The following is a 26,127-nucleotide window of genomic DNA, read 5'->3' as shown; positions in this document are numbered from 1 at the left end:
TTGACACATAGCGTACTTTATGAGAGCCCTATATCCAACCCGAACAGGTCGGGCTTTACGACTTTGCCAAAGGGGAGGAAACCAGTGGCTCACGCAACCAAAATTTCGTGCATCGCGCTTGCGGCATTGGCCGCGTCGACGGCCGTATCGTTGGCAGCCGAAGAAATCCGTCCGAGCTTCATCGACAAGGGTGAATTTGTCGTCTGCACGGACGCGACTTTCCCGCCGATGGAATTCTTCGAGGCGGCCGGCGATCAGAAGCCGGTCGGTTACGACATTGACGTGGCTGAGGCGCTGGCTGCACACTGGGGCGTCGAGCCGCGGATCGTCGTGTCGGAGTTCACCGGCCTTCTTCCAGGCCTCGAGGCGCAGCGCTGCAACGCCGTCATCAGCGGCATCCTCGTCACCGAGGAGCGCACCAAGACCTACGACGCTGCGTCCTACCTCGGAACCGCCCTCGTCGCCTTCACGTCTGCCAAGAGCGATCTGGCCATCGCCGATCCGGCTGACCTTGCCGGCAAGGTCGTCGCCGTGCAGTCGGGAACGCACTATGTCGAGGAGCTTGAGAAGGTCAGCGCCAAGCTGAAGGCCGACGGCAAGGCGGAAATCAGCATCCAGACCTATCCGAAGCAGACGGACGTCATCCAGCAGGTTCTGGTGGGCCGCGCCGCCGCCGCCGTTTCGCAGGACACCGAGCTTGCCTATCGCGAGCTCCAGCAGCCCGGGCAGCTGAAGATTGTCTATACCTTCCCGGGTCAGGACCGGTTCGGCGTCTACCTGCGTCGCAACGGCGACGACAAGCAGGCCGTCGAGGCAGCGCTCGCCGCTCTTGCGGAGAAGGGGACGCTGAAGACGATCACCGAAAAATGGCAGCTGTCGCCGGAGGCGATCGCCGTCGCCAAGTAATTTGGCGCAAGCGCGCGCAGGATGGCTCCAGCCGTCTTCGCGCCTTTCATGGCCGGTCCGCGCAGTACGCGGGCCGTGTCCTGGTTTCGCATCGGTCCCGAGAAAACCAAGGCCAGTTCACATGACTTTCGATTTTTCAGCCTTCTGGGGTGCGCTCACGTCGGAGGCGTTCTTCCGCGGCGCTTGCATCACCGTCATCCTGTCGGTCCTGTCGCATGGCGTCGGCATCCTGATCTCGATCCCTGTGGCGGTGACCATTAACCGCGGGGGCGGCCTTTTGCCGAAAACGTTGAAGGGACTTGTGGGCGTTCTGCGCGGTGCGCCGACGCTGCTGCAACTGCTGTTCGTCTGGAACGCGCTGCCGCAGTTCTTCCCCATTTTCCGCGAGCCGTGGTTCACGCCGTTCCTCGCGGCCTGGATCGCACTGAGCCTGAACGAGGCAGCTTATCAGGTCGAGATCAACCGGGCGGCGCTGAAGGCGGTCGATCCGGGTCAGGAAGATGCCGGCAAGGCGCTGGGCCTCAGCCGCTTCCAGATATTCCGTTATGTGACGCTGCCGCAGGCCATGCGGGTGGCGATCCCGCCGACCGCCAACGAGTTCATCACATTGCTGAAGATCACATCGCTCGCCTCGGTGATCTCGCTGCAGGAACTGATGAGCGCCGCCTCACGCGCGGTTTCCACCACGTTCCAGTTCTCTGAGTATTACGCTGCAGCGCTCGTCTACTACCTGATCATGGTCTACACGCTGGTCTTCCTGCAGGGCAAGCTCGAGCGCAAGTACAGCTGGGATCGCTCCCGAGTCGAGGCCGCCGGCGACGCCGGCGCCGTTCAGAAGGCCATGGCGCTGATGCGCCGCGCCTGAGGCCATAGGAACAAGGAGACATTCATGAGCGAGATCATTCGGCTGACCAATGTCGGCAAGAACTACGGTGCCTTCCAGGTTCTCCAGGGGATTAACCTGTCGGTGAGCAAGGGCGAGAAAATTGTCATATGCGGACCGTCCGGCTCCGGCAAATCCACCCTGATCCGGTGCATCAACCATCTGTCGCCGCATGATGTCGGCACGATCCATGTCAACAATGTCGAACTGGACGGCAACACCAAGAATGTTGGAACGATCCGTTGCGAAGTCGGCATGGTGTTTCAGGGCTTCAATCTTTTCCCGCATCTATCGGTGCTGGAGAATTGCGTTCTCGCGCCAATGAAAGTGCGCGGCAAGTCGCGCGCCGAAGCCGAGGAGACCGCGATCCGGCTGCTGGGGCGGGTCCATATCGCCAACCAGGCCCACAAGATGCCGAGCCAGCTTTCCGGCGGCCAACAGCAGCGCGTGGCGATTGCCCGCGCTCTCTGCATGGAGCCGGAAGTCATGCTGTTCGACGAGCCGACCTCGGCGCTCGATCCGGAGATGGTGGGGGAAGTGCTGGACGTGATGGTCGAGCTGGCGGGCGGCGGAATGACGATGCTGTGCGTCACCCACGAGATGGGTTTTGCCCGCAAGGTCGCAGACCGCATCATCTTCATGGACGCCGGGCAGGTGGTCGAGGTGGCGCCGCCTGATGAGTTCTTCGACGCCCCGAAGTCGGATCGGGCACGCAATTTCCTCTCGCAGCTGCTGCACTGACAGCAATCACTGCATCCCCGAAAAATTGAAGGACGAGGCCATGCCGACTTGTGCAGGGATGACCATCCGTTTGCTGGAAGCCTATGGGATCGAGGTGATCTTCGGCATTCCCGGGGTCCACAATGTGGAGCTCTATCGCGGCCTGGCGGGCTCGACGATCCGTCATATCACGCCCCGCCATGAACAAGGGGCAGGCTTCATGGCGGACGGTTATGCACGCGCCACCGGCAAGGTCGCCGCCTGCTTCACCGTAAGCGGGCCGGGCCTGACCAACATCCTCACGGCCATGGGGCAGGCCTACGCGGATTCGGTGCCGATGCTGGTCATCTCGACCGTCTGTCCGCGTGACCAGCTTGGATCGCCGGTCGGCGCGTTGCACGAACTGCGGGCGCAACGCAACCTGGCGGCCGAAGTATCCGCGTTCAGCCAGACCATTCTGAGCCCGGCACAGCTTCCCGAAGCGATGGCGCGAGCCATGGCAGTGTTTTCCGGCAGTCGTCCCCGGCCGGTCTACCTGGAAATTCCGGTCGACGTGCTTGCGGCCGTGGTCGATGACGGTCCTCTCGCCGTCTCGCCGTTGCCGGCCCGACCAGCGCCGGCGGCGGCTGCACTCGATGCGGCGGCCGAGATGTTGCGGCGGGCACGTACGCCGCTGGTCGTGCTCGGGGGGGGTGCAGTCTCGGCAGCGGCCGAGGCGCGCCGGCTGGTCGAGATTCTCGACGCGCCGACAATCCTGACGGTCAACGGTCGCGGCATCCTGCCGCCGGGCCATCCGCTGCTGGCAGGGGAAAATCTGGGGGCATCGCCGATGCTCGAGGCCCTGCGCTGCGCGGACGTCGTACTTGCCGTCGGCACGGAACTCGGCGAGACCGAGATGTATCCGCTTCCGGTCGAGCCGGTTGTTTCCGGCCAGCTGATCCGGATCGACATCGATTCCGAGCAATTGACGCGGCGCCCCTTCGCCGATCTGCCTCTCTTCGGCGATGCGGCGGCCGCACTCCAGGGCCTGACCGATCGTGTAACGCCACGTGAACAGGGTGAGGGTGTGCGACGCGCCTCCGCGCTCCGTGCCGCGGGCGCTGAAGCACTGCCTCCGGGCATCGAGCCCTATCGCCGCCTGATGGAGGCCGTCGACGCGGCGTTGCCCGATGCAGTCTTCGTCGGGGATTCGACCCAGACGGTCTATGCGGCGAACCAGTTCTTCCGCGCGCGCCAGCCCAGGTCCTTCTTCAATGCGAGCACCGGATACGGCACGCTCGGCTATGGTCTTCCGGCTGCGATCGGCGCTGCAATCGGCGTCGGTGAGCGCCCCGTCATTGCCCTGGTGGGCGACGGCGGCGTGCTCTTTTCGATCGGTGAACTCGCGGCCGCAGTCGAGGCGCAGCAGCCCGTCATCGTGCTGCTGTGGAACAACGACGGCTACGGCGAAATTCGCAACTGCATGGCCGCCGACGGGATAGCGCCACTTGGGGTCGACCTTGTCGTTCCCGACTTTGTGACGATCGCGCGCGGTTTCGGATGCCACGGTGCGCACATCGAGAGTTTCGATCAATTGCGGGCAGAGCTGGCCGCGGCCGCAACCCGCACCGTGCCGAGCGTGCTGGAGATCCGGGAAGGCGCCGCCTTCCTGACCGGAAAGCCCTAGTCAAACGCGAAGCGCAATCAATTTCACACCGGCGGAACCGGCGGGAAAAACAGGAGAAGGAGTAAACGATGTCCGAGTACGATGTTGAAACGGCGAAGAAGGAGATGGAGCGCTGGTATTGGTGGGGCATCCCGACCTTCTACCGCTGCCCATGGCAGGAAGATCCGGCAGAGAGCGATATCGCGCTGATCGGTGTGCCGCACAGTTCCGGCAACGGCTCGACCGAGCGCGACCAGCACCTCGGACCCCGCGCGGTCCGGAACGTGTCGGCGTTGTATCGTCGCGGCCATGGCCGCTTCAACTTCATTCCGTGGGATGTCTGCCGCATCAACGATGCCGGCGACGTGCCGTTGCCGGAGGCGATGGTCAACGACATCTGCGTCGAACACATCGAGGCCTTCGCCAAGCGCTTCGACAAGGTTGGCACCCGTCTGGTGTCGATGGGCGGTGACCATGCGATCACCGGGCCGCTGGTCAAGGCGGTCGCGGGCAAGCATTCCCGGCTGACCAAGGGCGAAAAGGTGGCGCTCGTCCACTTCGATTCGCACACCGACAGCTACAACCACCTGCCGCACTGGCTTGGCAACCGTCGCTCCGCCGCACACTGGGCGAGCTATCTCGTCGAAGAGGGCCACGTCGACGCCCATCGTTCGACCCAGGTCGGCATCCGCCCCAATGTCGGCACGCCCGGCTCGCGCAACACTAGCGAGGAACTCGGCTACCGGATCGTCGGCATGGACGAATTCGAGGAGATCGGCCCCCGCGGCGTGATCGACATCCTGCGCGAGCGCATCGGCGACGCGCCGGTCTACGTCACGTTCGATCTCGATTCCCTTGACCCGGCGGACGCTCCCGGCGTGTCGAACATCGAGCCGGGCTATCCGGGCATCCGCATCGGCGAGGCCGTGCGCATGCTGCAGGGCTTGCGCGGTCTCAACATCGTGGGCGCCGACGTCGTCTGCCTGATGCCGACCAAGGACAGCCCGAACCAGATCACGGCCATGAATGCGATGGTGGTGATGTTCGAACTGATGTCGCTGATGGCGGACTATATCGCCACCAATGGCAAATAGGCATCGCACCGTAGTGGAAGCGCGGTCGCAACTGCGCTTCCAGTCCCGCGGAAGCGGGCGCCAAGCGGCTAGCCGTGCTTCTGATGAAGGTTCAATCGCTCCTGCGCGTTGACGAGGTGATGGCGCGCGGCGCGTCTTGCTTCCTCCGCGTCGCCAGCGGCGATCGCCTCGAATATCCTGACATGCTCATCGAGTACCTTTTCCGCCAACCCGGAATGGCGCGCTGAGTTGCCGCGTGCGACCTTGATCGCCTCCCCCAACATCGCAGCGAGGAATTCCTGGAACCGTAGAATGGCCGAGTTTTTCGACAATTGCGCGATTAAGCGATGGAACGTGATGTCGGCATCGACACCACCGTCGAAATTCTTGGCGGATGCGAGAGCCTTCAACGCCCTTTCCAGCAATGTGAGATCCGTTTTCGTGCGCCGTACCGCGGCCAGCGCGGCCGCTTCGCTTTCCACCCCGATGCGCAGTTCATAGATTTCACGGATCGATGTCTTCTGTTCGCTGTCTTCCACACCGAGCCGAAACGAGCGGGCGACCTCGGTTGGATCTGCGACGTAGATGCCGGATCCCTGCTTGGCGAGCACCAGCCCATCGGTCTGCAGGCGCGATATCGCCTCTCGGATGACCGTTCGGCTGACGTTGAAACTCTCAGTAAGCTCCTTTTCGGTGGGCAGGCGCGAGCCCGGAGCGCTGCGGCCAGACTCAATGTCATTGCGCAGCGACTCAATAACCTGGTCGGATAGGCGTACCGGGCGAACGATCGGCCGCGCTCGAATCTTCACAGCCGCAGCGCGTCTGCTTAACGTGCGAGGCTTAGCACTTTTCCTGGGTTCATCATCCATGTGGGATCAATTGCATCCTTGATGGTTCGCATTAGTTCCAGCTCAACAGGCGCGCGATACTTCTCAAGCGATTCTACCCGTAGCTGGCCGATTCCATGCTCCGCGCTGAATGTGCCGCCGGCTTCTATGGCAGCTTGTTCGACATAGGCCGTAACACGCTTCCCTTGAGAGTAGAAACTAGAAAGCGAAGTGCCGGCGGGCGGTACAATATTTACGTGAAGGTTCCCATCGCCGAGATGGCCGAAAACATTGAGCTTGCATGATGGGAGAATGCCATGCAGCCATTGCGAAATTTTGTCAATTACATCAGGGATTCCTGAAATGGGGACGGCGATGTCATGCTTGATTGCGCCGCCGGCAGCCCTCTCGGCTTCGGAAATTCCCTCCCTCAGCTTCCAGAGCGCCAGGCGTTGCACCTCGCTCTGGGCAACAACCATGTCGGCAATCGTTCCGGTTTCCAGCAGTTCGGCCAGAACGGGCTCCAGGCGGCCAAAGAAATCCGTAGAACTGTCGAGCGATGTGACCTCCAGCAGAACATAGGCTGGATGCCTTTCCCGAAATGGCGCCGTGCTATCGGGCAAGTGGTCCAGCACCATTTCAAGTCCGCCGGCGGTGAAGTACTCGCAGGACGTCAAGTCGGCACCGCAGAGGTTTTGTATTTTGGTGAATGCCTTCAATGCTTGCCCGGCGGAATCGATTGCCGCAAGCATCGTCAAAGCGCTCTTCGGACGTGGCAGCAGGCGGACGGTCGCGGCGGTTATGATCCCGAACATGCCCTCCGAGCCGATGAAGAGCTGCTTTAGATCCAGACCGGTGTTGTCCTTGCGGAGACCGCGAAGTCCGTTCCAAATTTGACCGTCGGGCAGGACAACCTCAAGACCCAACACCTGTTGGCGCATGGAGCCATAGGACAAAACCTGTATTCCGCCGGCATTCGTGGCGATCGTTCCGCCGATGTGACAGGAGCCCTCCGAGGCAAGGCTCAACGGAAACAGCCGGTCGATGGCCGCCGCAGCTTCCTGTGCGACTTGTAGAATCACGCCACCGTCGATCTCCATCGTGTTGTTGATCGGATCGATGCTGCGGATCTTGTTCATTCTTTGCGTGCTGACAATAACCTGCGGTACCGCGCCGACTGGCACGGCGCCTGCCACCAGGCCGGTACGTCCTCCCTGTGGAACGATGGCTATCCCAAACTCACGGCAGAGCTTCACCATGGCAGCGACTTCGGCCGTGGATGCGGGCAGAAGAACCGCTACCGCGGGGCGGTCGACAAGGCCGCGCCAATCAGCTTCGTAAGGCCGTCGCTCCTGCCCCTCAATGACGTAGGCCGCAGACGGGAACGTCTGAACGATCACATCAATAAATTTTTCAGTCCGATCCATCGTAGGCGCTTCCATCTGAAATACCTGCATTTTCGCTATGCAAGTTGTATGATGAATTACATATTATGATCTTGACAAGATTAGAAGAGCATAACTAGGATCGAGCATCAAATAATTTTTCTACCCGGGGGTGCATGACATTATGAGCAAGGGAATCAGGTTGACGGCAGGGCAGGCGGTTGCCCGTTTTCTTGCGGCTCAGTGGACGGAGCGCGACGGTATCGAGCGACCACTGATCGGTGGGGCTTGCGGAATTTTCGGGCACGGTAATCTTTCCGGCCTCGGGCAGGGCTTTGCAGAGTGCGGTGGCAGCATTCCCTTCTATCAGCCGTTCCACGAGCAGAGCATGCTGCACACCGCGATCGCCTACGCCCGTGTTCAGCGTCGTCTCTCGACATACGCCTGCACCGCCTCGATCGGTCCCGGTACGGCGAACATGTACACCGGCGCGGCAAGTGCTACGGTTCAGCGCGTGCCGGTGCTGGTTCTGGCATCGGATCACTATGCGAACCGCCGGCAGGGCATCGTCCTCCAGCAGCTCGAAAGCCCGCAATATGATCTGTCGGTGGCGGATGGTCTGCGCGCGGTTAGCGTATTCTTTGACAAGATCACTCGTCCGGAACAGCTCATTCCGTCGCTGATGGAGGCTGCGCGCGTGTTGACCTCGCCTTCGGAGGCCGGCGCCGTGACGCTTTCTATCTGTCAGGATGTGCAGGGCGAGGCCGGCTATTTCCCGGAAGAGCTGTTTGAAAAGCGGGTCTGGCATGTCGAACGCCGCCCGGCGGAGGCGGGACAGGTCGCTCGCGTCGCCGAGCTTCTCAAAGCGTCGCGCAAGCCGCTGATCATTAGTGGCGGCGGCGTCTACTACTCCGAAGCCGAACGTGAGTTGCAGGCCTTCGCCGAGCAATTCGGGATCCCGGTTGTCGAGACCGTTGCCGGTCGCAGCACCATGCGCGGCGAGTCCGAGTTCGCACTGGGGGCCGTCGGCATTGCCGGCAATCTCGCCGCCAATGAACTTGCGACCAAGGCTGACCTGGTGCTCGCAATCGGAACGCGGCTCACGGACGTCGTGACCTGCTCGCAGACGTTGTTCCAGAACCCCGACGTCAAATTCGCAAGCATCAACATCACCGGCCGAGACACCACCAAGCTCGGTGCGGAACCGATCGTTGCGGATGCTCGCCAGGGGCTATCGGCACTTGCGCGTGCCGCGACCGAGGCAGGCGTCGGCCAGCAGGCGGAATGGCGCGGCGAAATGAAAACGGCCATCGAAAGCTGGACGTCGCTTGCCGCACCCACCCTCGTAGCCAAGCCGAAGGAGGTCATGAGCCAGGCGCAGGCGCTCGCGATCGTTAACCGTGCCGTGCGGCCTGATTCCTATGTCATCGGTGCGGCAGGAAGTTTGCCGGGTGATGTCGCCAAGCTCTGGGATACCCGAGACAACAAACGAATCCATCTCGAATTCGGCTTTTCCTGCATGACCTACGAGATTCCGGCCGGCATCGGCCTCGTTCTCGGCGGCGAGAAGAACGTGTACGTCGTAATTGGTGACGGCACCTATCTGATGAATCCCAGCGATCTTCTGGTGGCTGCGCGTGAGCGTCTCAAGCTGACGGTCTGCGTCTTCGTCAACCACGGCTACCAGATCATCCGCGACCTCCAGGTCCTGACGACCGGGTCGAGCTTCTCGACCGAGTTTCGCGGGCGGGACAACGCCGGAAAGCTCAACGGTGCATACCTCGACATCGATATCGCGAAGAACGCTGCCAGCCTCGGCGCGCGCGTCCACAGCGCAGCGACACCGGAGGATCTGGAGGCGGCCCTTGCTGCCGCCGATGCGGATCCCGGGCTCAACGTGGTCGTGATCGAAGTCGATCCCCACAAGATGTCAGTCGGCACCAAGCACAGCTTCTGGGATATCGCCCCGCCGGAGGTGGCCCAGGATGCCACGGCCCGCGAGCTTAGAAGCAAGTACGAAGGCCGTCGCGACGAATTGCAGCGGCACTACCTCTGACAGCCATTCCCCTGATCATCGAAGATTTGAACGAGAACATCCATGTCTGAAGTTACCGACAACCCCGTCACCAAATCGCCGACCGTTTCATCGGTCATCAAGCCAATGGGCCACTACGACCTGCGTATCGTTCGCGGTCAAGGCGTGCGCTTTTGGGATGAGGAGGGGACAGAGTATCTCGATGCGGTTTCCGGGGAATGGGTGGTGAACCTTGGCTATCGCCACCCGAAGGTCATCGAGGCGATCAAGTCCCAGTTGGACCAGATCGAGTATGTGACGCCGGTCTTCGAGAACGAACAACGCTCGAAGCTTGCCGCGAAGGTGCTTTCGCATGCGCCGAAGAACATGCGCAGCGTACTCTTTGCGCTGAGCGGCGCTGATGCTGTGGAGGGCGCCATGCACCTCGCGATGCGCGCCACCGGTGGATCCGAATTCGTTTCGCTCTACAGCGCGTTCCACGGAACAACCTTCAGCACGCTGGCGCTGAGCTACTCCTATCCGAAGATGCTGGAGGGATCCAAGGAGGGGCTGGACCGCTACCTTACGCGGCAGATCCGGGTCCCCAACTACAACTGCTACCGCTGCCCCTTCGGCCTCAAGCCCGGCTCTTGCGACCTGTTGTGCGCGCGGTTCATGGAAACGGCCATCAAGCACCAGCCGGATGCCAAGGTGGCTGGCGTGATCATTGAGCTGTTCCAGTCGAACGGCGGCATGATCCCCATGCCGGAAGGCTACATCGAAACGGTGCGCGAGATCTGCACGCGAAACGGCGTGGCGCTGATTGCCGACGAAGTGCAGACGGCATTCTGCCGTTGCGGCGACGTGTTCGCCTCCAATGTCCTCGGCGTCGAACCTGACCTCATCATCATGGGCAAGGCCTTCGGAGCAGGGCTGCCGCTGTCGGGCGTGGTTGCCGGTGAAGGCTTCACCTCACTGCGTGGCTGGGAAGCCGGTTTCACGCTGATGGCAACCCCCGCCGTCTGCGCCGGCAGCATCGCGATGCTGGAAGTCATGGAAGACGAAGAACTCGGTCGGAACTCGGCCGAAATCGGAGCCCATTTCATGGACCGCCTCAACCAGATGAAAGATTGCTATTCGATCATCGGTGACGTCCGCGGCCTGGGTCTGATGATCGGCGTCGAACTCGTTCTCGATCGCGAGTCCAAGGAGCCGGCCGACGAACTGACAGGCTTCGTCTGGAAGCATGCGCTCGATGTCGAGCGGCTGCTGATCGGCAAGAGCGGTCCGGTCTTTGGCGATTTCGGTAACGTCCTCAAGCTCAAGCCCGCGGTCAACACCACGCGCGACGAAGCCGACGAAATGCTTGACCGCTTCGAGCGCTGCATCGCCGCTGCGCAGGTCCGTTTGGAGACCATGCACTGATGGGCGCGCAAGGCAGTGATTTCAGGCGTTGGGGCTTTCTTGCCTGCCTAGACTATGAGAGCTGGCCGGCGGAGAAGGTGGCCGAAACCCTGGCCGAACAGGGGTACGGTGCCGTCGAGTGGACGCTGGCGCATTTTGATCCGCGTCGGATGAGCGATGACGACCTTGCGGGCGTCATCTCCATGAGCCGCGGGAAGGGGCTCGAGGTCTCCGAGATTGCTGTTCAACAGGATCTCGTGTGCCTCGATGCCGATGAGCTGAAGGCGCGCATCGATCTGACGGTACGCACCGCGACAGCCGCGGCCGCATCAGGCGTCAAGCTCGTCAACGTCCTGACCGGGCCGAATCGCTGGGAAGCGGGGCATGTGGATGTCGGTTCCGCCCTCAGCGAGGGGAGGGCATGGAGCATCATGCTCGACGCCTACGAGCGGATGCTCGATGGTGTTGCCGCTGCAGGCGCTCAGGCGGCACTCGAACCCTGCTGGGGCACGCTGGCACATGACTTCCACAGCACCGGCGTGATGTTACGCCGGTTTGCGAACCATCCCGCGTTCGCCATCAATTTCGACCCGAGCCATTTCGCGCTGGCACGTGACGACATGGGCTGGATCATCGGCGAACTGGCGCCTTTCATCCGCCATGTCCACATCAAGGATGTCGCCGGGATGCCTGGGCGCGAGGGGCGGGAGTTCATCTTCCCGCTCATCGGCGAGGGGCGGGTCGACTGGGGGGAGATGTTCGACGCCCTCGACAGGGCCGGATATCGCGGTTTCATGTCCGTCGAGTTCGAAGCCTATCAGTACTACCGCACAATCTTGAAGGGCGACCCGAAACGCGCGTCCGAACTCAGCATGCAGCAGCTGCGTGCCATCGAAGAATTCATGCCGGAAGGTCTGCGTAAATGACGAAGGAATTGAAAGTTGGCGTCATCGGTCTCGGCGAGGTCGGCCGCCACCAGGTTAATGGTGTGCTGGCGGCGAGCGACGCAAAGCTGTTTGCAGTAGCGGATTTCAATGCCGAACTCGTCAAGGCCACCGTTGAACAGACGGGTGCGCGCGGCTATGCCACTGCCGAAGAGCTGATCGCCGATCCCGATGTGGAGGCGGTTGTCGTCTGCGTTCCGCATAAGTTCCATGCCGGCCTTTGCCTGAAGGCGCTCGAGGCAGGCAAGCATGTGTTCGTCGAGAAGCCAGCCACGGTTACGGCGGCCGAATGCGACATCCTCATCGCGGCAGCCGACAAGGCGGGGAAGCTCTTCGGAGCGAGCCACAACCAGCTCTTCTATCCACCACATCGTTGGCTTCGCGATGAGATTGCCGCTGGTCGTCTTTCCCGACCGACGATCCTCAGGCTGCGACTGTCCATCGGTGGCAAGCTTGGCGGCTGGCGGGCGGATCCGGACCTGACAGGCGGCGGCATACTGTTCGATGCGGGTTTCCACCGCCTCTACGTCGCCCGCTCGATGATGGGGGAAGTCAGCGCGGTCAGCGCCTCGCTCGACACCGACAACCCGCGCGGGGTCGGCGAAGACGTGGGCATCGTCACGCTCGAGTTCCGCGATGGTGGTCGTGCGGTCATCGAAGCCGGTTATCACGCGCCGAAGGGCGTTTTTGACGATCAGATCGAGGCGGTCACCCGCGACGCGCTCATCCGTGTTCCGGGGCTGGAAGCACATTTCGAGAAGTTCAGCGACGAACCGCACCTGCTGAAATGGTCAGAGGGTGGGTGGCATAGCATCGAGATTGCGAAAGCGGAGTGGCCGGACACGGTGGGCCTTGCGGTCGCCAACTTCATCGATGCCGTCAACGGCAAGACTTCACTCGCTGTCGACGGGCGCGAGGCGCGCCGGATCGTTGAAATCGCCGAGGCAATTTACCGCTCGGCAGTCGAAGGGCGCCGCATCGAACTTTAACTCCAAGCCAAAAATGAAAAGGGGATCACATGAAAGTATTGAAGCTTACCGCAGCCTTGGTGCTCGGCACCCTGGCCGCTTTTACGGCTGAAGCCGCTGATCGTCCGAAGATCGGCATGCCAATGACGACGCTGAACGATGCGTTCTGGGTGGACTACGTCAACTTTGCCAAGAGCGCAGCGGAGGCCTACGGCTACGAGCTTGTGGTGACCGACGCCCAGTCCCGCGAAGACAAGCAGCTTTCCGACATCGAGACACTCATCAACGCGGGCGTGAAAGGCGTCATCCTGACGCCGCTGAGCGAGCCGCTCGGCATCCAAGCCATCGATCTGCTCGACAAGGCCGGGGTTCCGGTCGTTGTGACAGATACCTATCCCGGTGTCGAAGTGGGTGCCAAGCCGAACTACCTCTCCTTCATCAAGCTCGACGACGAAACAGCCGGCTACAATGTCGCCAAGCACCTGATCGAAAAGGATGGCGTCAAGAATCTCGTGTCGATCGGGGGCGTGCCGGGGATCTCGACCTCCGAAGCGCGTAACGACGGCATGAAAAAGGCAGTCGCCGAACACACCGACGTCAAGCTTCTCGACGTGCAGTATACCGACTGGACGCTCGCCAAGGGTCAGACCGTGATGGAGGATTTCCTCACCCGTTTTGACAACATCGATGGTGTTTGGGGCGCCGGGTCCGATCCGCTGCTGGGTGCAATCGTTTCGATCGAGAACGCGGGGCGGTCGGGGACAATGAAGCTCGCCGGTATAGACATTACCGCGGCCGCGCTCGATGCCCTCGACGAGGGCAAGCTCTCGATGCTGGCCGGCGGCCATTGGGTGATGGGCGGCTACGGCGTCACGATCATTCATGACCACCTGAACGGCCATCCCACAGACAAGCCCGTCTACGAGATGAGCCTCTACTACCTCACCAAGGACGGCATTGGCGACTATCGCTCGAAAATCATCGAGCCGCTTGCCGAAGGCAAGGCCCTGATCGACTGGGCTTCCATCAGCAAGACCACGAATCCATCCGTCAACCATGCGGATGTTTTCAAGGTCATCACTCCCTGACAGATATGGAATTGCCAACACATGTTAGTCGACACAGCGACATCAAGCAGGGTCGATGGCGGCTTCTCCCCTCTGCAGCCAGTTCTTCTGGCTGCAGAGGGTTTGCGGAAGAGCTATGGTCCCGTCCAGGCGGTCAAGGAACTCAACATATATCTTCGTGCCGGTGAAGCACTTGCGCTTTGCGGCGAAAACGGTGCGGGCAAGTCGACGATATTCAAGATTCTGGCAGGTGAAGTCGTGCCGGACGCCGGCAGGATGACTGTTGCCGGCAGCGAATACCGGCCGGTATCGGCTTCCTCCGCCGTCGCAAGCGGCGTGTCGATGGTTCATCAGGAGTTCAACATCCTGCCGCACGTTTCCGTGGCGGAGAACGTGTTTCTCGGGCGCATGCAGGAATTCAGCCGGTTCGGCAAGATCGACTGGACCCGGCTTTACAGCGCCGCCGAAACACTGCTCAAGCGGCTCGGGATCAACGCCGATCCCCGTTCGGAGATGCGCCGGCTATCTCCGTCGACCCAGAAGATGATCGAGTTGGCACGCGCGCTGTCCACCAATCCAAGGGTACTCCTGCTTGACGAGATCACCGCATCGCTCGACCATGACGATGCCGAAACTCTGCATCGCCTGATGGATGAGCTGCGCGCCCAGGGCGTCGGCATCATCTATGTTTCTCACCGCTTGCAGGAGATCTTTCGCAGCTGCACGACCGTCGAAGTCATGAAGGATGGGGCCTATGTTACGACCCGTCCGGCCGCCGAACTCGACGAGGACCAGCTATCGGCACTCATGGTCGGCCGTGATCTAGCCGATTGGAAGCGCCCGGAACGGGTCGTACCGACATCGTCGATGCTCGAGGTGAGGGGGCTCTGCGGGCCGGGCTTCAACGATGTTTCGTTGTCCGTGCGCAAGGGGCAGATCGTGGCGCTTGCGGGCCTTGCTGGTTCCGGCGCCGATGAAATTATCGAGGCATTGTTCGGCGCACGGGCGGTGACATCAGGCGAGATCCTTCTCGAAGGAAAGGCATTTTCAGGCGCTTCCATTGCCGACGCCATTGCCGCTGGCATCGCGATGGTGCCGAAGGAGCGTGCGGTCGAAGGCCTGATCGATACCCAGTCGATCCGCTTCAATATCGCGCTTGCGTGTCTGCCCAAAAATGCCCGGGGACCGTTTGTCGACGGTGGCCGCGAGGCCGAGCAGGCCAAAATTGGCATGGACATGTTCCGCATCAAGGCGCGCAGTTCGGCCGACCTGGTTCGTTCGCTCAGTGGCGGCAACAAACAAAAGGTGCTGCTTGCCAAGTGGTTCCTGACCGATCCCCGGCTCATGCTGCTCAACAATCCGACCCGCGGCGTCGATATCGGGGTCAAGTTCGAGATTTACGATCTGATGCTGAAGCTGAGCGGCGAGAAGAACCTCGCCATCCTGATGGCATCCGAAGACATGGCCGAAGTCATCCGCCTGAGCGATACCGTGGTGACGATCCGCCACGGGCGTGTTTCGGGCGTGTTCGAAGGCGACGCCATCACCGAAACCAATCTGATTAATGCGATGCTTTGAAGGACGGCGCCATGAGCCAAAATACCACCACATCCGGATCCACGCCCGCGGCACTGTCCATTGAGAGCCTGCGGACCTATTTCCCTCTGCTGGTTCTTGTCATCGTCTGCATCGGCTTTGCGATTTTCTCGGACCAGTTCTTCTCAATTCGTAACCTCGAAACGGTCTTGCGCCAGACGGCGGTGCTGTCGATCGCGGCGATGGGCGCCACGTTCGTCATTCTCATGGCGTCGATCGATCTGTCCGTCGGCGCCGTAGTCGGTCTCTCGGCCGTCATCGTCGCCTATTTCATGCAAAGCATAGGCATTGTCGCTGTCCCGTCCGGGCTACTGGTCGGTGCGGTGCTGGGTACGGTGGTCGGCACGGTCTATGCAAAGCTTAAAGTCCCTTCGTTCATCGCAACACTCGGCCTCATGGTTGCGGGTCACGGGCTGATGCTGCACATCACGCAGGGTCGGCCGATCATGATCCGCGACGAAACGATGCGATGGATCGGATCCGGCACGATCGCGGGTATCCCGGCGATCGTGCTCATTGCACTCATTGCCTTCGCCATCGCCTACTTTGTCCAGCATCACACCGTTCTCGGCCGCAGCATCGTCGCTGTTGGTGGCGGCGAGGTTGTCGCCCAGCGTTCCGGAATCAAGGTCGAGCGGATCAAGATCACCACATTTGCTCTTGCCGGTCTGTACTCCGGCCTCGGGGGCATCGTCCTGGCCTCACGAATGGGAGCCGGTAGTCCAACGGCGGGCTCGGGGCTCGAACTGGATGTCATCGCGGCAGTCGTGATTGGCGGCACGCCACTCACTGGCGGGATGGGAGGCGTGGCCGGAACGATGATCGGTGCACTGATTATTGCGATCCTGTCCAATGGGCTCAACCTCGCAGGCGTCTCTTCCTATTCGCAGTTGATCATCAAGGGTCTTGTATTGATCGCGGCGGTGATCATTTCGATTGATCGCAAGAAGATCGGCATCATCAAATGACCAGTTTTCCGACCGACGTTCTTGGTTGTGAAGAGGCGCTCAAAGCGGCCGAGGACTACGTCCTCGGCGTCGCGACGCAGGACCGCGAGCGACTAACCACCCTCTTCGCCGAGACTGCGCATATCGTCGGGGTCGATGAAGGCAAGGCGATCAGCATACCGCGTGACCGCTGGATCAACGCGATGTGCGCCCCCGAGCGGGCTGGTCAGGGCTCCAGGAAATATCAGGTCGTGGCCGTCCATTTGGCAGGGGATGTAGGAGTGATCATCGTACACACGTCCAATGGCCGCTTCGACTACTGCGACATGCTGGCGCTGCTGAAATATGATGGAACGACAAGGGTCACTCAAAAGAGCTTCCACCAATGCGAGCGGCAGGCCTGACCGGCCCTTGCGGCTGATTGAACCACACCTTTCACTACTTCAAGCCTGTCGTCATGGTCGTGCCAACATATCGGGACGCTTGCGACGCGCAGGTCGCTGCTGGGGGATATCTGCGCGACCTGAGGCGAAACGCGGCCGCGGTGAATTTTCGCTCGGGCCTTCGCGACCGCCCTCGATCGAGGAGGGGTACTGGCCCAATGAGCAAGGTCATCATGCGGTATTGGAGCGACCGAGAGTCGTCTAGACAGCAGTTCCTGAGACGCTGTCCCCAGCATGGGGAATCCGCCGGAAGCGCCAAAGCCTTCCCAAGCGAAGCGGTCCCGTTGCCGGTCGCGACGGCAACGAATACGGCGGCCCTCATGCCGAGCCATATCCTTCGGGTCGTGTCAGACGTTGCATTCCCACCGCAGCCGATTCAGCGGGCAATGCCCAGCGGTAGCGTGAAGGCCCAGCTCGCCCTTCCGGCCTGCGGCGGGATCGGCGGGAAGGGGGCCGCCCGCCGCACCACGGCAAGGGCAGCCTCGTCGAGTTCGGGCGAGCCGGAACCGCGGATGATGCGGATGCCGCCGACGTCGCCGTTGGCATCGACGACGAACGACACCCGCACGTCATTGCGTGCCTTGGCCCGCGCCAGGCTCGAAATACCACGCACCGCACGCCGCAGCCGGGCGGCCACCTTGCCGGGATAGTTGGAGACCGCGGCGTTGCCGGCGGCCGATGCTGCCCCGCCCTTCGATGCGCTGACGGTCGTGCCGGCGGCCTCGCCCTGGGCGGCGCCACGTCGCGCGTCGGCCTCGCTGTTGCCGCCGGATCCAGCTTTGGGCCTTTGCGAAGTTGCCTTCGCCGACGCCGTTTCGGCTTTTCTGTCGGGCTTTTTGGCGGGTTTCTTGCGGGACGGTTCCGCCTTTGCCACCGTCTTTTTCTCGACCGGTATCGGCCTGTCCGCTTCAGCCACGACGCGCTCGCTAGTCGCAGCCTCTTTGGTCTCCACGTTTTCAGCCGGCCTTGGTGTGCCGGGTGACTTCGGCTGCTCCGCGACCTGCCTGGCAGGTTCGGATACCGCGGTCACGTCCTCATCAGGCTGGAGCGCGGTCAGGATTTCGGGGGCGGGATTGGCGGCGGCCGGGGAGGGTTCCGCCGAAACGGGCTCGGCTGCCGCGTGCTCGACCACGTCCGCGGTCGTCGCTTCCGCCACCTCCGTCTCGACCGGCTCCGCCGCCTCCGCCACCGGCACCGCCGCGGCGGCAACCTTCTGGACCGGCTTGGGCTCCAGCAGGGTCACCAGCGTAACCTGGGCTGCCGGCAATTCTGAGGGCATGCCCGCCGCGCTCTGGTCCTCCGGGGCGTTTCCGAGCAGCATCACGCCGGACTGCTCGGCGCCAGCGATCATCACCGCCTCGTGGTTCTCCGCCAGCAGGAAGGCGGCGGTGGCCAGATGCAGCAGGCAGGAGGCGGTCATTGCCGCCTTCCACTTGCGCCGGCGCACCGTCGGCCGGGTGGCGTCGAGCGGCTCGCCCGCAGCGACGCCAAGCTCGGCGCTCGCCGGCGCCAGCCGCGTGCGTTCGGGCAAGTCGCCGCTGCTCCACGGCCGCGCCGCGGCGCGAATGAGAATGCCGGCATCGTCCGGTTCCGCTGGCATGGCGCGGAACCTGTCCAGCGACCAGGCCGGGCCTTGTGTGGAAAAGGCGGGGTCCAGAGATGCCATGATGCCCCGTGCCCCCGCTCAGACGCCGAAAGAGATGCCGGTCTTGCTGCTGGTCTTAAGCTTGCGCATGCAGGCCGAAGGCTCCACGCCGGAACCGGTGCATTCGGTCGCGCTGTTGACCAGCACACGGCTGGTCTTGCCGCAATCCGCGCCGGCAAGGTCGAAGCGCACGACCTTGGTCTTGCCCGCCGGCAGGTCCTTGAAGTCGAGCACGGTCAACCGGTCGACCACCCCGGCCTCGTTGAACAGGGCGATCTCGAATGCCGCCTTGGACAGGTCGGCGCCGAGGTCGTTCTTCACCACGAAGGTGAGGCGGCAGCCCTTGTCGGAAGGCTGCGCGCCGTTGAGTTCAAGGGTCAGGGCGGAGGCGTCGTTTGTCGACGCCTCCTGTGCGGTTGCACCCCCGGGAATTGCTGTCGCCACGGCTGCCGAAAGAAGAAGGGTTGCCGTCCTCATGCTGCATCAGCCTCCAAATCGCATGGTCGCCGCCAGCTTCACGGTCATGCCCGGCTCGAAGACCGTGCTCGTGGCCGTGGCGTTCAGCGGGTTGACGTAGTTGACGTCGAAGAGGTTATCGATGCGGAAGTCGAGCTTCAGGTTGTCGCTGGCCTGGTAGCTGGCGAAGGTGTTGACGAGCGTGAAGTCCTCGGCGATCGGGTTGCCCTTCGGTTTGCCGTTGTACTGCACCTCGCCGCCGACCGTCAGCCGGTCGTCGAAGAACCGGAAGCCGAGCTGGGCCGTGACCTGCGAGGAGGGGATGGTCGCCAGGTCGGCGCGCACGCCGGCAAACGAGACGGTGTAGCCCTCGATGAGCGAGGCCGACAGGCCGGCAAAGCCCCAACCGGCGTCGTAGACGCTCTCGAATTCGAAGCCGCGGATCTTCGCATTGGCGAAGTTCTGGTACTGGAAGCAGGCGGGGACGTAAAAGCCGCCGGGCACGAAGACCGGTGGCAGGCCCGGCAGGAACGGGCATCCGGGCTGGCCGGCGCTGAGCGTGGCACCGTCGATGTAGTCGTCGACATCGTTGTTGAAGTAGGCGGCCTTGAGGCGCAGCGCATCGTCTTCCGCAATTACGCCGTCGGCCTTGTAGTTGACGCCGAATTCCCAGGTCTTGCCCGTTTCCGGCCGCAGAGCCGGATTGGGGAGGAAGGGGAACACCACGCCCGCCGGATGCAGGCCGCTGATCAGCGTCTCGCTCAGCGAGGGCGAGCGATAGCCTTCCGCATAGGTGCCGTAGAACTGCAGCCCTTCCAGGGCGGGGCCTTGGAACGGCGAGACGCCGAGGCTGATGCGCGGCGACAGCCGGTCGCCCGAGGTATTGGTGTCGTCGCCCTTGAGGCTGTAGCTGTCGTAGCGCAGCCCGGCGATGACCTCCAGCCACTCCCAGGAGAGCTTGTCCTGGATGTAGGCTCCAGAAACACGACGCTTGCCCGAAGGCGTGTAGAAGTTGTCGCCGCCCGCCGCGCCGGTGGTGTCGACGTCGTCGCTCACCCAGTCGCCGCCATAGGTCAGCTCGTGCGCGACCTGGCCGGTGTCGAAGCGCGACGTGTTCCAGATGTCGAAGCCGCTGGTGCCGACATCGTAGTTGGCCTTCGTACCGATCGGCAGCACCACCGGAAGCCCGGTCGCCGGATCGAAGCGGCCGCCGACCGGCACGAGGCTGGTCTGCTCGAGCCTGGTGCCGTTGAACGATCCGTTGATGTGCAAGTCGAGCCAGCTGCGGTCGTCGTCGGTGATGTTGTAGCGGGCGGTGAAGGTGTTCTGCTCCAGATTGATGTCGTAACCCGGGCTGCCGCCGCTGAACTGGTTCCACTGGTCGCTGGCGCCGACCCAGCCGAGCTTCAGTTCGCTGTTGTCGGACGGCAGGATGGTGGTCTTGAGCAGGCCGCCCAGCACCTCGAAGCCGCTGCCATCGACCCGGTTGCCGTCGCCATCCTTGTACGCGCCGTAGTCGCGGTAGACGATGTTGCCCAGCGCATCCACGCTGTCGTTGAAGCGGTAGGCGCCGGTGGCGCTGGTGGTCCAGCCGTGGCCGTTGCTCTCGTAGCCCTGGGTCAGTGAACCGGCCCAGGTCTCGTCCGGCCTGAGGAAGTCGACTGCGTCCTTGGTCTCGAAGAAGACGACACCGCCGATGGCGCCGGAGCCGTAGGTGTTGGCGACCGGGCCGCGGATCACGTCCACCGACTTCACCAACTCGGGATCGAGGTAGAACGTCGACTGGGTGCCATGGCCGGAGCGCTGGAAATCCTGACGCGCGCCGTCGACGATCACCGCGACACGGCCGAAATCCTGGAGGCCGCGGATGTTGGCGGAGGAGGCCGCCCGCTGGGAATCGGCCTGGATCGTCACGCCCGGAACGCCGAACAGCATCTCGCTCGGAGTGGCCGCCATGCGCCGGTCGAGCTGCTCCTGGTCGACGTGGCTGGAGGAGGAAAGGCTTTCGATCGCCGTTTCGCCGGTGCGGCTGGCCAGCATCATCTTGTCGAGCAGTGTGGCGCCGGATTCATCCGTCCTGCTCGCTTCGGCCTGCCCGACCTGTTCGTCTTGTTGCTCGCCGGGCTGTCCCGCCTGCTGCGCGTGCGCCGATGCTGCTATCAATGCGGTCGCCGCCACGCCTGCCAGAAGCGCGGTCAGCCCGCTCGCCGCCCTACGGCTCTCCGGCCCGGATGCACCGGCCCGTCCCCAATTCGCCAACCCCATTGCAGTCCAACTCCAAAATCGTCGTTGCATGCTGGCTGGCCATGGCTTGCTCGCATTCTTGATGAAATCCGGTAACTTAAATCTTGACTCAGTTAGTCCGGTATTGCAGTGACTAATAAACATGATTATTGAAGTCAACAAATGATTTGGATTTTCGCGGGCACCTTTCCACAGCCCGCTTCATCCACGCAGGAGCCCAATCCGAATGGACACGCACGATCCAGACGATTCCCGCCCCCGGGATCGCCGCTTCGAAGCACACGCGCCAATGTGCGCCGAACGCATCCCGGCTTCGGTCAGGACCCTGTCGTCGGACACCCTTTTCCAGGGCGAGCATGAGATCGGCATCGAGCACCATGGCGCCCTCTATCGGCTCAAGATCACCCGACAGGGCAAGCTCATTCTCAACAAGTAAGGTGTAGACATGGACCAGCGCGCAAAACCGGCCTCCGACGCAATCAGGCGGGCACGCACAGAAAATCCGAAGATGCGCGAGCGCGATCTCGCAACCCAGCTCGGCATCACCGAGGCAGAGCTGCTTGCGGCCCATTGCGGTGACGGGGTCGTCCGCGTCGAAGCGCGCGCCAACGACCTGCTGACCGGCCTGGAAGCCGTCGGCGAGGTCATGGCGCTGACCCGCAACGACAGTGCCGTGCACGAGAAGATCGGCATCTACGACAAGGTGGTCACCGGCGAGCATGCCGCGCTGGCGCTCGGCGAGAACATCGACCTGCGCATCTTCCCGAAGATCTGGAAGCATGGCTTTGCGGTGGAGAAGCGCGACGGCGACGATATCCGGCGCAGCCTGCAGTTCTTCGATGCGGCGGGCGATGCCGTGCACAAGGTGCATCTGCGCCCGTCTTCCGATCTCTCCGCCTATCAGCAGCTGGTCGCCCGGCTGCAATCCGCCGACCAGTCGCTGGCAATCGCCGTCGAGCCGCCGCCGGCCGACATGGACGCAGAGGTCGCCGACACGCCGACCGATGCCGCGGCGCTGCGCGAGGGCTGGAGCAAGCTCACCGACGTGCACCAGTTCTTCGGCATGCTGCGCAAGATGAAGCTCGGCCGCCGGCAAGCGGTGCGAATGGTCGGGGCTGAGTATGCCTCGCAGCTCGAAGCCGGCGTCGCATCGGTGATGTTCGAGCAGGTCGTGGCGGCCGAATTGCCGATCATGTGCTTCGTCGGCAACCGCGGCTGCATCCAGATCCATTCTGGTCCTGTTAGGAACGTCAAGCCGATGGGGCCGTGGCTTAACGTGATGGATGAGACCTTCCACCTGCACTTACGCACTGACAACATCGCCGAGACATGGCTGGTGCGCAAGCCGACCAAGGATGGCCACGTGACATCGCTCGAACTCTATGACGCGAACGGGCGGATGATCATCCAGTTCTTCGGCCAGCGCCATGAAGGCGAGGGCGAGCGGGCGGACTGGCGTGCCCTGGCCGAAACCCTGCCGCGCCTCGCCGCGCCGGTTGCGGCATAGGAGAACTGCGATGAGAATCCTGCATGGGCTGGCGCTGGCGGGCGCCCTCGGCCTTTCCGCCCTGTGGGCGGGCGGCGCCTGGGCCGCCGATGATGCGGCGGCGTTCGCCGACACCTCGCGTATTGCCGCGATCGGCGGCTCCGTTACCGAGATCGTGTTCGCGCTGGGCGAGGAGAGCCATCTCGTCGCCCGCGATGCGACCAGCCTCTATCCGGATGCGGCGCTCAAGCTTCCCGACCTGGGTTACATGCGCCAACTTTCGCCCGAAGGGGTGCTGTCGGTGAACCCGACCGGCATCCTCGCCCTGCAGGGCAGCGGTCCGCCGCAGGCCATCCAGGTGCTGAAGATGGCGAGCGTGCGCTATATCGAGGTGCCCGAGTCCTTCGATCATGAAGGCATCCTCACGCGCATCCGTGTCGTCGGCAAGGCGCTCGGCGTCGAGGCCAAGGCCGACAAGCTCGCGGCGGAAGTGGACGCCAAGCTCGAGGCAGCCGAAAGCCGCACGGCCGACATCGCGGAGCGCAAGCGGGTGCTGTTCGTGCTGTCGCTGGCCGGCGGCAGGGTGCTGGCCTCGGGCTCCGGTACGGCCGCGGACGGCATGATCCGGCTGGCCGGCGGCGTCAATGCCGTCGAGGGCTACGACGGCTACAAGCAGCTTTCCGACGAGGCGATCGTCACCGCCCGCCCCGACGTGGTGCTGGTGGTGGATCATGCCGGCCCCGGCATCGCCGACGCCGACCTGCTCGCCCACCCTGCCATCGCCCAGACGCCGGCCGGCGTCGCCCGCCGGCTGGTGCGCATGGACGGCAGCTATCTGCTGGGCTTCGGCCCGCGCACGGCGGATGCCGTCAATGACCTCGCCGCAGCGCTCTACGGCGACCAAGCCAATCGTTGAGCGGTGGGCAAGATGGTGAACCAGTCGCTCGCCGGCCCGGCCGGCATGATCACACGCCCGGCCGGCGACCGTTCCGGCCGTGCCCTTCTGGTGCTCGCAGCACTCGCAGCAGGGCTCGTCGTGGTCGCGCTTTTCAGCCTCACGTCCGGCGCCTCCGATGCTTCACCGCTCGGTGTGCTCCGGCACTGGCTCGCCGGCGCACCCGCCGATGCGCTGAGCGCCCGCGACCGCGTCATCATCCACGACATCCGCCTGCCGCGGGTCATCATGGGGGTGCTGGTCGGCGCGGCGCTGGCAGTCTCGGGCGCGGTCATGCAGGGCCTGTTTCGCAACCCGCTGGCCGATCCCGGCCTTGTCGGCGTTTCCGCCGGCGCCGGGCTCGGCGCGGTGTCGGTGATCGTGCTCGGCACCACCGCGCTCGCCCCGCTGACGGCCCTGCTCGGCCCGGCGGCGCTGCCGCTCGCCGCCTTCTGCGGCGGCCTTGCCGCCACCCTGATCCTCTATCGCGTCGCCACCCGCCAGGGGCGCACCTCGGTTGCCACCATGCTGCTGGCAGGCATTGCGCTGGCGGCACTCGCCATGGCACTGACCGGGCTGCTGGTGTTCATCGCCGACGACCGGCAGTTGCGCGACCTGACCTTCTGGCAGCTCGGCTCGCTGGCCGGCGCCACCTGGCAGAAGCTGGCGGCGGCCGCCGCCGTCATCCTGCCGGCGCTGGCGGCCATGCCCTTCCTGGCCCGCGGCCTCAATGCCCTGGCACTCGGCGAGGCGACCGCCGCCCATCTCGGCGTGCCGGTGCAACGGCTGAAATATGCCGCCATCGTCACCGTGTCCGCGGCCGTCGGGGCGGCCGTAGCGGTCAGCGGCGGCATCGGCTTCGTCGGCATCGTCGTGCCGCATGTGCTGCGCCTCGTCATCGGCCCGGACAACCGCTACCTGCTGCCGGGTTCGGCGCTGCTCGGCGCCGCCCTGCTGCTGCTCGCCGATGCGTTCTCGCGCACGGTGGTGGCGCCGGCCGAACTGCCGATCGGCATCGTCACCGCGGCGATCGGCGGGCCGTTCTTCCTGTGGATCCTGCTGCGCCGGCGCGGCATCATCGACCTATGAGGAGCCCGCGATGATCGAGCTGCATGATGTATCGGTCGCGATCGGCGCCAGGCGCATCGTTTCCGGCGCCAATCTGCAAGCGCGGCCGGGCGAGGTGGCGGCGATTGTCGGGCCGAACGGCTCGGGCAAGTCGACGCTGCTGAAGGCGCTTTCGGGCGACCTTGCCTATCGCGGCCGTATCGCCATCAACGGCGGTGACGTGGCGTCGATGAAACCGGCCGAAGCCGCAAGCCTCCGCGCCGTGCTGCCGCAGGCCGCGTCGCTCGCCTTTCCGTTCACCGTGCACGAGGTGGTCAGGCTCGGGCTTGCCAGCGGCCGGTCCGGCGCGCCTGCCGGTGAGGCGGGGCGGCTGCCGGAACGGGCGCTAGCCCGGGTCGACCTCGCTGGCTATGCCGGCCGCTTCTATCAGGAACTGTCCGGCGGCGAGCAGCAGCGCGTGCAGCTTGCCCGCGTGCTGTGCCAGGTCTGGGCGCCGGTGCTGGACGGCCGGCCGCGCTACCTGCTGCTGGACGAGCCGGTCTCCAGCCTAGACATCCGCCACCAGTTGGTGGTGATGGACGTGGCGCGCGACTTCGCGGCCAGCGGCGGCGGCGTCGTCGCCATCCTGCACGACCTCAACCTTGCCGCCATGTATGCCGACCGCATCCACGTCATGCACGGCGGCCAGCTGGTCGCTGCGGGCACGCCGGGCAACGTGCTGAACGATGGGCTGATCGAGACGGTTTTCGGCTGCCGCCTCAAGGTGGGCGCCGTGCCGGCCAGCGGCACACCCTTCGTGCTGCCGCAATCGATTGCATCACGCTGACACAGCGGAGGGCAGGGTGGGCAGATCCATATCGATCGGCTTCGGCTGCCTGACCAGCGTCCTGGCTGGACGCGATGATGGAATACTTCGACGGCAACCGCGCTGTTCGATGCCAGCGTCTACGCCTTGCAGGGCCTCTCCTTGATGCGGCTCGACGCCACCTATCTGGAAAGCGGCGCCCGGCGAGTTCTCGCATCGGGCCGATGCTGATGGCCTTGCTGCGGTTGAACTGAAAGCCGGTGCAGAGTACGGGCTGATCGGCGGCAGTTTGCTTGGTTGGCACTCGGGGTAGGCGAGGAGAGAATGACGGGAATGACGGCTCAGTTTGACATGTTTGCGGATGATGCGCCGATCGTGGTCAGGCGAACAGGTCCGGATGGACGCGCGACGCCGGCGATGAACGAGGACGACATGGTCCGGCATCTGCAGGCAACGGGCCGCTATCGGATCCTGTCAAAGCTCCAGCCTCGACCGGTTGTCCGGTTGCCAGATTCGGCCTTTCCGTTGCGCGGCGTCATCATCGACACCGAGACGACCGGTCTCAGTTCGCGCAAGGACGAGATCATCGAGATCGGCGCTGTTGCCTTCAGCTTCGATGAGACCGGCACGATCGGTGCGGTGACCGCCGTCTACGGCGGACTGCGGC

The 26,127-nt window shown here is 63.5% G+C and carries 24 protein-coding genes; 19 read left to right on the top strand and 5 right to left on the bottom strand.

Features of this window, described 5'->3' with window-relative positions:
- Positions 1-84: 84 nt before the first annotated feature.
- From AC1DDS_RS07330 to AC1DDS_RS07310, 5 genes are all read left to right on the top strand, one after another.
- Positions 85-906, top strand: coding sequence for a transporter substrate-binding domain-containing protein (locus tag AC1DDS_RS07330; protein WP_477478280.1), 822 nt, complete (start codon positions 85-87; stop codon positions 904-906).
- Positions 907-1,027: 121 nt separating this feature from the next.
- Positions 1,028-1,771, top strand: a complete 744-nt coding sequence (locus AC1DDS_RS07325) for an amino acid ABC transporter permease (RefSeq protein WP_477478279.1) — start codon at positions 1,028-1,030, stop codon at positions 1,769-1,771.
- 24 nt (positions 1,772-1,795) lie between these two features.
- Positions 1,796-2,530, top strand: coding sequence for an amino acid ABC transporter ATP-binding protein (locus AC1DDS_RS07320; RefSeq protein ID WP_310422448.1), 735 nt, complete (start codon positions 1,796-1,798; stop codon positions 2,528-2,530).
- Positions 2,531-2,570: 40 nt separating this feature from the next.
- On the top strand, positions 2,571-4,175 hold the full coding sequence (locus AC1DDS_RS07315) for a 5-guanidino-2-oxopentanoate decarboxylase (protein ID WP_477478278.1): 1,605 nt from the start codon (positions 2,571-2,573) through the stop codon (positions 4,173-4,175).
- 68 nt (positions 4,176-4,243) lie between these two features.
- Positions 4,244-5,248, top strand: a complete 1,005-nt coding sequence (locus tag AC1DDS_RS07310; protein WP_310422454.1) for an arginase family protein — start codon at positions 4,244-4,246, stop codon at positions 5,246-5,248.
- A gap of 68 nt (positions 5,249-5,316) precedes the next feature.
- Here AC1DDS_RS07310 and AC1DDS_RS07305 read toward each other — a convergent pair whose 3' ends face one another.
- Complete coding sequence (locus AC1DDS_RS07305; protein WP_310422457.1) at positions 5,317-6,096, bottom strand: FadR/GntR family transcriptional regulator; 780 nt, start codon at positions 6,094-6,096, stop codon at positions 5,317-5,319.
- Entirely contained in the window at positions 6,054-7,481 is a 1,428-nt protein-coding gene (locus tag AC1DDS_RS07300; RefSeq protein ID WP_477478277.1) for an FAD-binding oxidoreductase, read from the bottom strand. Before AC1DDS_RS07300 ends, AC1DDS_RS07305 begins: the two co-directional genes overlap by 43 nt.
- Before the next feature lie 142 nt (positions 7,482-7,623).
- Between AC1DDS_RS07300 and AC1DDS_RS07295 the strand changes: the two genes are divergently transcribed.
- The 8 genes from AC1DDS_RS07295 to AC1DDS_RS07260 are packed head-to-tail and all read left to right on the top strand — an operon-like array spanning position 7,624 to position 16,783.
- A complete protein-coding gene (locus AC1DDS_RS07295) occupies positions 7,624-9,495 on the top strand; it encodes a thiamine pyrophosphate-dependent enzyme (RefSeq protein WP_477478276.1) in 1,872 nt (623 codons plus the stop codon).
- Positions 9,496-9,537: 42 nt separating this feature from the next.
- Positions 9,538-10,878 (top strand): aspartate aminotransferase family protein, encoded by a 1,341-nt coding sequence (locus AC1DDS_RS07290; RefSeq protein WP_310422465.1) that lies wholly within the window; start codon positions 9,538-9,540, stop codon positions 10,876-10,878.
- Positions 10,878-11,783, top strand: a complete 906-nt coding sequence (locus AC1DDS_RS07285; RefSeq protein ID WP_477478275.1) for a sugar phosphate isomerase/epimerase family protein — start codon at positions 10,878-10,880, stop codon at positions 11,781-11,783. The genes AC1DDS_RS07290 and AC1DDS_RS07285 overlap by 1 nt, the downstream gene beginning before the upstream one ends.
- Positions 11,780-12,790 (top strand): Gfo/Idh/MocA family protein, encoded by a 1,011-nt coding sequence (locus tag AC1DDS_RS07280; protein ID WP_477478274.1) that lies wholly within the window; start codon positions 11,780-11,782, stop codon positions 12,788-12,790. The genes AC1DDS_RS07285 and AC1DDS_RS07280 overlap by 4 nt, the downstream gene beginning before the upstream one ends.
- 29 nt (positions 12,791-12,819) lie before the next feature.
- Positions 12,820-13,857 carry a sugar ABC transporter substrate-binding protein gene (locus AC1DDS_RS07275; protein WP_477478273.1) on the top strand — a complete coding sequence of 346 codons (1,038 nt, stop codon included), beginning with the start codon at positions 12,820-12,822 and terminating at the stop codon, positions 13,855-13,857.
- Between the two features lie 21 nt (positions 13,858-13,878).
- Entirely contained in the window at positions 13,879-15,414 is a 1,536-nt protein-coding gene (locus AC1DDS_RS07270) for a sugar ABC transporter ATP-binding protein (RefSeq protein ID WP_477478272.1), read from the top strand.
- 11 nt (positions 15,415-15,425) lie between these two features.
- Entirely contained in the window at positions 15,426-16,400 is a 975-nt protein-coding gene (locus tag AC1DDS_RS07265; RefSeq protein ID WP_477478271.1) for an ABC transporter permease, read from the top strand.
- Positions 16,397-16,783 carry a nuclear transport factor 2 family protein gene (locus AC1DDS_RS07260; protein WP_477478270.1) on the top strand — a complete coding sequence of 129 codons (387 nt, stop codon included), beginning with the start codon at positions 16,397-16,399 and terminating at the stop codon, positions 16,781-16,783. Before AC1DDS_RS07265 ends, AC1DDS_RS07260 begins: the two co-directional genes overlap by 4 nt.
- A 415-nt stretch (positions 16,784-17,198) precedes the next feature.
- Here AC1DDS_RS07260 and AC1DDS_RS07255 read toward each other — a convergent pair whose 3' ends face one another.
- Genes AC1DDS_RS07255 through AC1DDS_RS07245 form a run of 3 tightly spaced genes read right to left on the bottom strand, consistent with a single transcriptional unit; the run spans position 17,199 to position 21,188 of the window.
- Complete coding sequence (locus tag AC1DDS_RS07255) at positions 17,199-18,488, bottom strand: energy transducer TonB family protein (protein WP_477478269.1); 1,290 nt, start codon at positions 18,486-18,488, stop codon at positions 17,199-17,201.
- Positions 18,489-18,506: 18 nt separating this feature from the next.
- Positions 18,507-18,944 carry a hypothetical protein gene (locus AC1DDS_RS07250; RefSeq protein WP_477478268.1) on the bottom strand — a complete coding sequence of 146 codons (438 nt, stop codon included), beginning with the start codon at positions 18,942-18,944 and terminating at the stop codon, positions 18,507-18,509.
- 6 nt (positions 18,945-18,950) lie between these two features.
- Positions 18,951-21,188 (bottom strand): TonB-dependent hemoglobin/transferrin/lactoferrin family receptor, encoded by a 2,238-nt coding sequence (locus tag AC1DDS_RS07245; RefSeq protein WP_477478267.1) that lies wholly within the window; start codon positions 21,186-21,188, stop codon positions 18,951-18,953.
- A 205-nt stretch (positions 21,189-21,393) separates the two neighbouring features.
- Here AC1DDS_RS07245 and hemP point away from each other — a divergent pair, with 205 nt between their 5' ends.
- The 6 genes from hemP to AC1DDS_RS07215 form a co-directional block, all read left to right on the top strand.
- Complete coding sequence (gene hemP, locus AC1DDS_RS07240) at positions 21,394-21,603, top strand: hemin uptake protein HemP (protein WP_477478266.1); 210 nt, start codon at positions 21,394-21,396, stop codon at positions 21,601-21,603.
- Positions 21,604-21,612: 9 nt separating this feature from the next.
- Positions 21,613-22,674, top strand: coding sequence for a hemin-degrading factor (locus AC1DDS_RS07235; protein WP_477478265.1), 1,062 nt, complete (start codon positions 21,613-21,615; stop codon positions 22,672-22,674).
- Positions 22,675-22,684: 10 nt separating this feature from the next.
- Positions 22,685-23,569 (top strand): heme/hemin ABC transporter substrate-binding protein, encoded by an 885-nt coding sequence (locus AC1DDS_RS07230; protein ID WP_477478264.1) that lies wholly within the window; start codon positions 22,685-22,687, stop codon positions 23,567-23,569.
- Between the two features lie 12 nt (positions 23,570-23,581).
- Positions 23,582-24,676, top strand: coding sequence for a FecCD family ABC transporter permease (locus AC1DDS_RS07225; RefSeq protein ID WP_477478263.1), 1,095 nt, complete (start codon positions 23,582-23,584; stop codon positions 24,674-24,676).
- A gap of 10 nt (positions 24,677-24,686) precedes the next feature.
- Positions 24,687-25,481 carry a heme ABC transporter ATP-binding protein gene (locus AC1DDS_RS07220; protein WP_477478262.1) on the top strand — a complete coding sequence of 265 codons (795 nt, stop codon included), beginning with the start codon at positions 24,687-24,689 and terminating at the stop codon, positions 25,479-25,481.
- A gap of 396 nt (positions 25,482-25,877) precedes the next feature.
- Positions 25,878-26,127: exonuclease domain-containing protein (locus AC1DDS_RS07215; RefSeq protein WP_477478623.1), on the top strand; the 250-nt coding region annotated here is incomplete at its 3' end.

The sequence above is a fragment of the Mycoplana sp. 10N416 genome (assembly GCF_056394765.1).
This window is presented reverse-complemented; position numbering and strand designations above follow the sequence as displayed.

Bases quoted from the DNA above. Each gene is read 5' to 3' on its own strand.
- AC1DDS_RS07295 (WP_477478276.1), top strand. From the start codon at position 7,624: ATGAGCAAGGGAATCAGGTTGACGGCAGGGCAGGCGGTTGCCCGTTTT.
- AC1DDS_RS07235 (WP_477478265.1), top strand. From the start codon at position 21,613: ATGGACCAGCGCGCAAAACCGGCCTCCGACGCAATCAGGCGGGCACGC.
- AC1DDS_RS07285 (WP_477478275.1), top strand. From the start codon at position 10,878: ATGGGCGCGCAAGGCAGTGATTTCAGGCGTTGGGGCTTTCTTGCCTGC.
- AC1DDS_RS07310 (WP_310422454.1), top strand. From the start codon at position 4,244: ATGTCCGAGTACGATGTTGAAACGGCGAAGAAGGAGATGGAGCGCTGG.
- AC1DDS_RS07250 (WP_477478268.1), bottom strand. From the start codon at position 18,944: ATGAGGACGGCAACCCTTCTTCTTTCGGCAGCCGTGGCGACAGCAATT.
- AC1DDS_RS07275 (WP_477478273.1), top strand. From the start codon at position 12,820: ATGAAAGTATTGAAGCTTACCGCAGCCTTGGTGCTCGGCACCCTGGCC.
- AC1DDS_RS07255 (WP_477478269.1), bottom strand. From the start codon at position 18,488: ATGGCATCTCTGGACCCCGCCTTTTCCACACAAGGCCCGGCCTGGTCG.
- AC1DDS_RS07225 (WP_477478263.1), top strand. From the start codon at position 23,582: ATGGTGAACCAGTCGCTCGCCGGCCCGGCCGGCATGATCACACGCCCG.
- AC1DDS_RS07300 (WP_477478277.1), bottom strand. From the start codon at position 7,481: ATGGATCGGACTGAAAAATTTATTGATGTGATCGTTCAGACGTTCCCG.
- AC1DDS_RS07280 (WP_477478274.1), top strand. From the start codon at position 11,780: ATGACGAAGGAATTGAAAGTTGGCGTCATCGGTCTCGGCGAGGTCGGC.
- AC1DDS_RS07325 (WP_477478279.1), top strand. From the start codon at position 1,028: ATGACTTTCGATTTTTCAGCCTTCTGGGGTGCGCTCACGTCGGAGGCG.
- AC1DDS_RS07270 (WP_477478272.1), top strand. From the start codon at position 13,879: ATGTTAGTCGACACAGCGACATCAAGCAGGGTCGATGGCGGCTTCTCC.
- AC1DDS_RS07220 (WP_477478262.1), top strand. From the start codon at position 24,687: ATGATCGAGCTGCATGATGTATCGGTCGCGATCGGCGCCAGGCGCATC.
- AC1DDS_RS07245 (WP_477478267.1), bottom strand. From the start codon at position 21,188: ATGGGGTTGGCGAATTGGGGACGGGCCGGTGCATCCGGGCCGGAGAGC.
- hemP (WP_477478266.1), top strand. From the start codon at position 21,394: ATGGACACGCACGATCCAGACGATTCCCGCCCCCGGGATCGCCGCTTC.
- AC1DDS_RS07230 (WP_477478264.1), top strand. From the start codon at position 22,685: ATGAGAATCCTGCATGGGCTGGCGCTGGCGGGCGCCCTCGGCCTTTCC.
- AC1DDS_RS07320 (WP_310422448.1), top strand. From the start codon at position 1,796: ATGAGCGAGATCATTCGGCTGACCAATGTCGGCAAGAACTACGGTGCC.
- AC1DDS_RS07315 (WP_477478278.1), top strand. From the start codon at position 2,571: ATGCCGACTTGTGCAGGGATGACCATCCGTTTGCTGGAAGCCTATGGG.
- AC1DDS_RS07265 (WP_477478271.1), top strand. From the start codon at position 15,426: ATGAGCCAAAATACCACCACATCCGGATCCACGCCCGCGGCACTGTCC.
- AC1DDS_RS07305 (WP_310422457.1), bottom strand. From the start codon at position 6,096: ATGGATGATGAACCCAGGAAAAGTGCTAAGCCTCGCACGTTAAGCAGA.
- AC1DDS_RS07260 (WP_477478270.1), top strand. From the start codon at position 16,397: ATGACCAGTTTTCCGACCGACGTTCTTGGTTGTGAAGAGGCGCTCAAA.
- AC1DDS_RS07290 (WP_310422465.1), top strand. From the start codon at position 9,538: ATGTCTGAAGTTACCGACAACCCCGTCACCAAATCGCCGACCGTTTCA.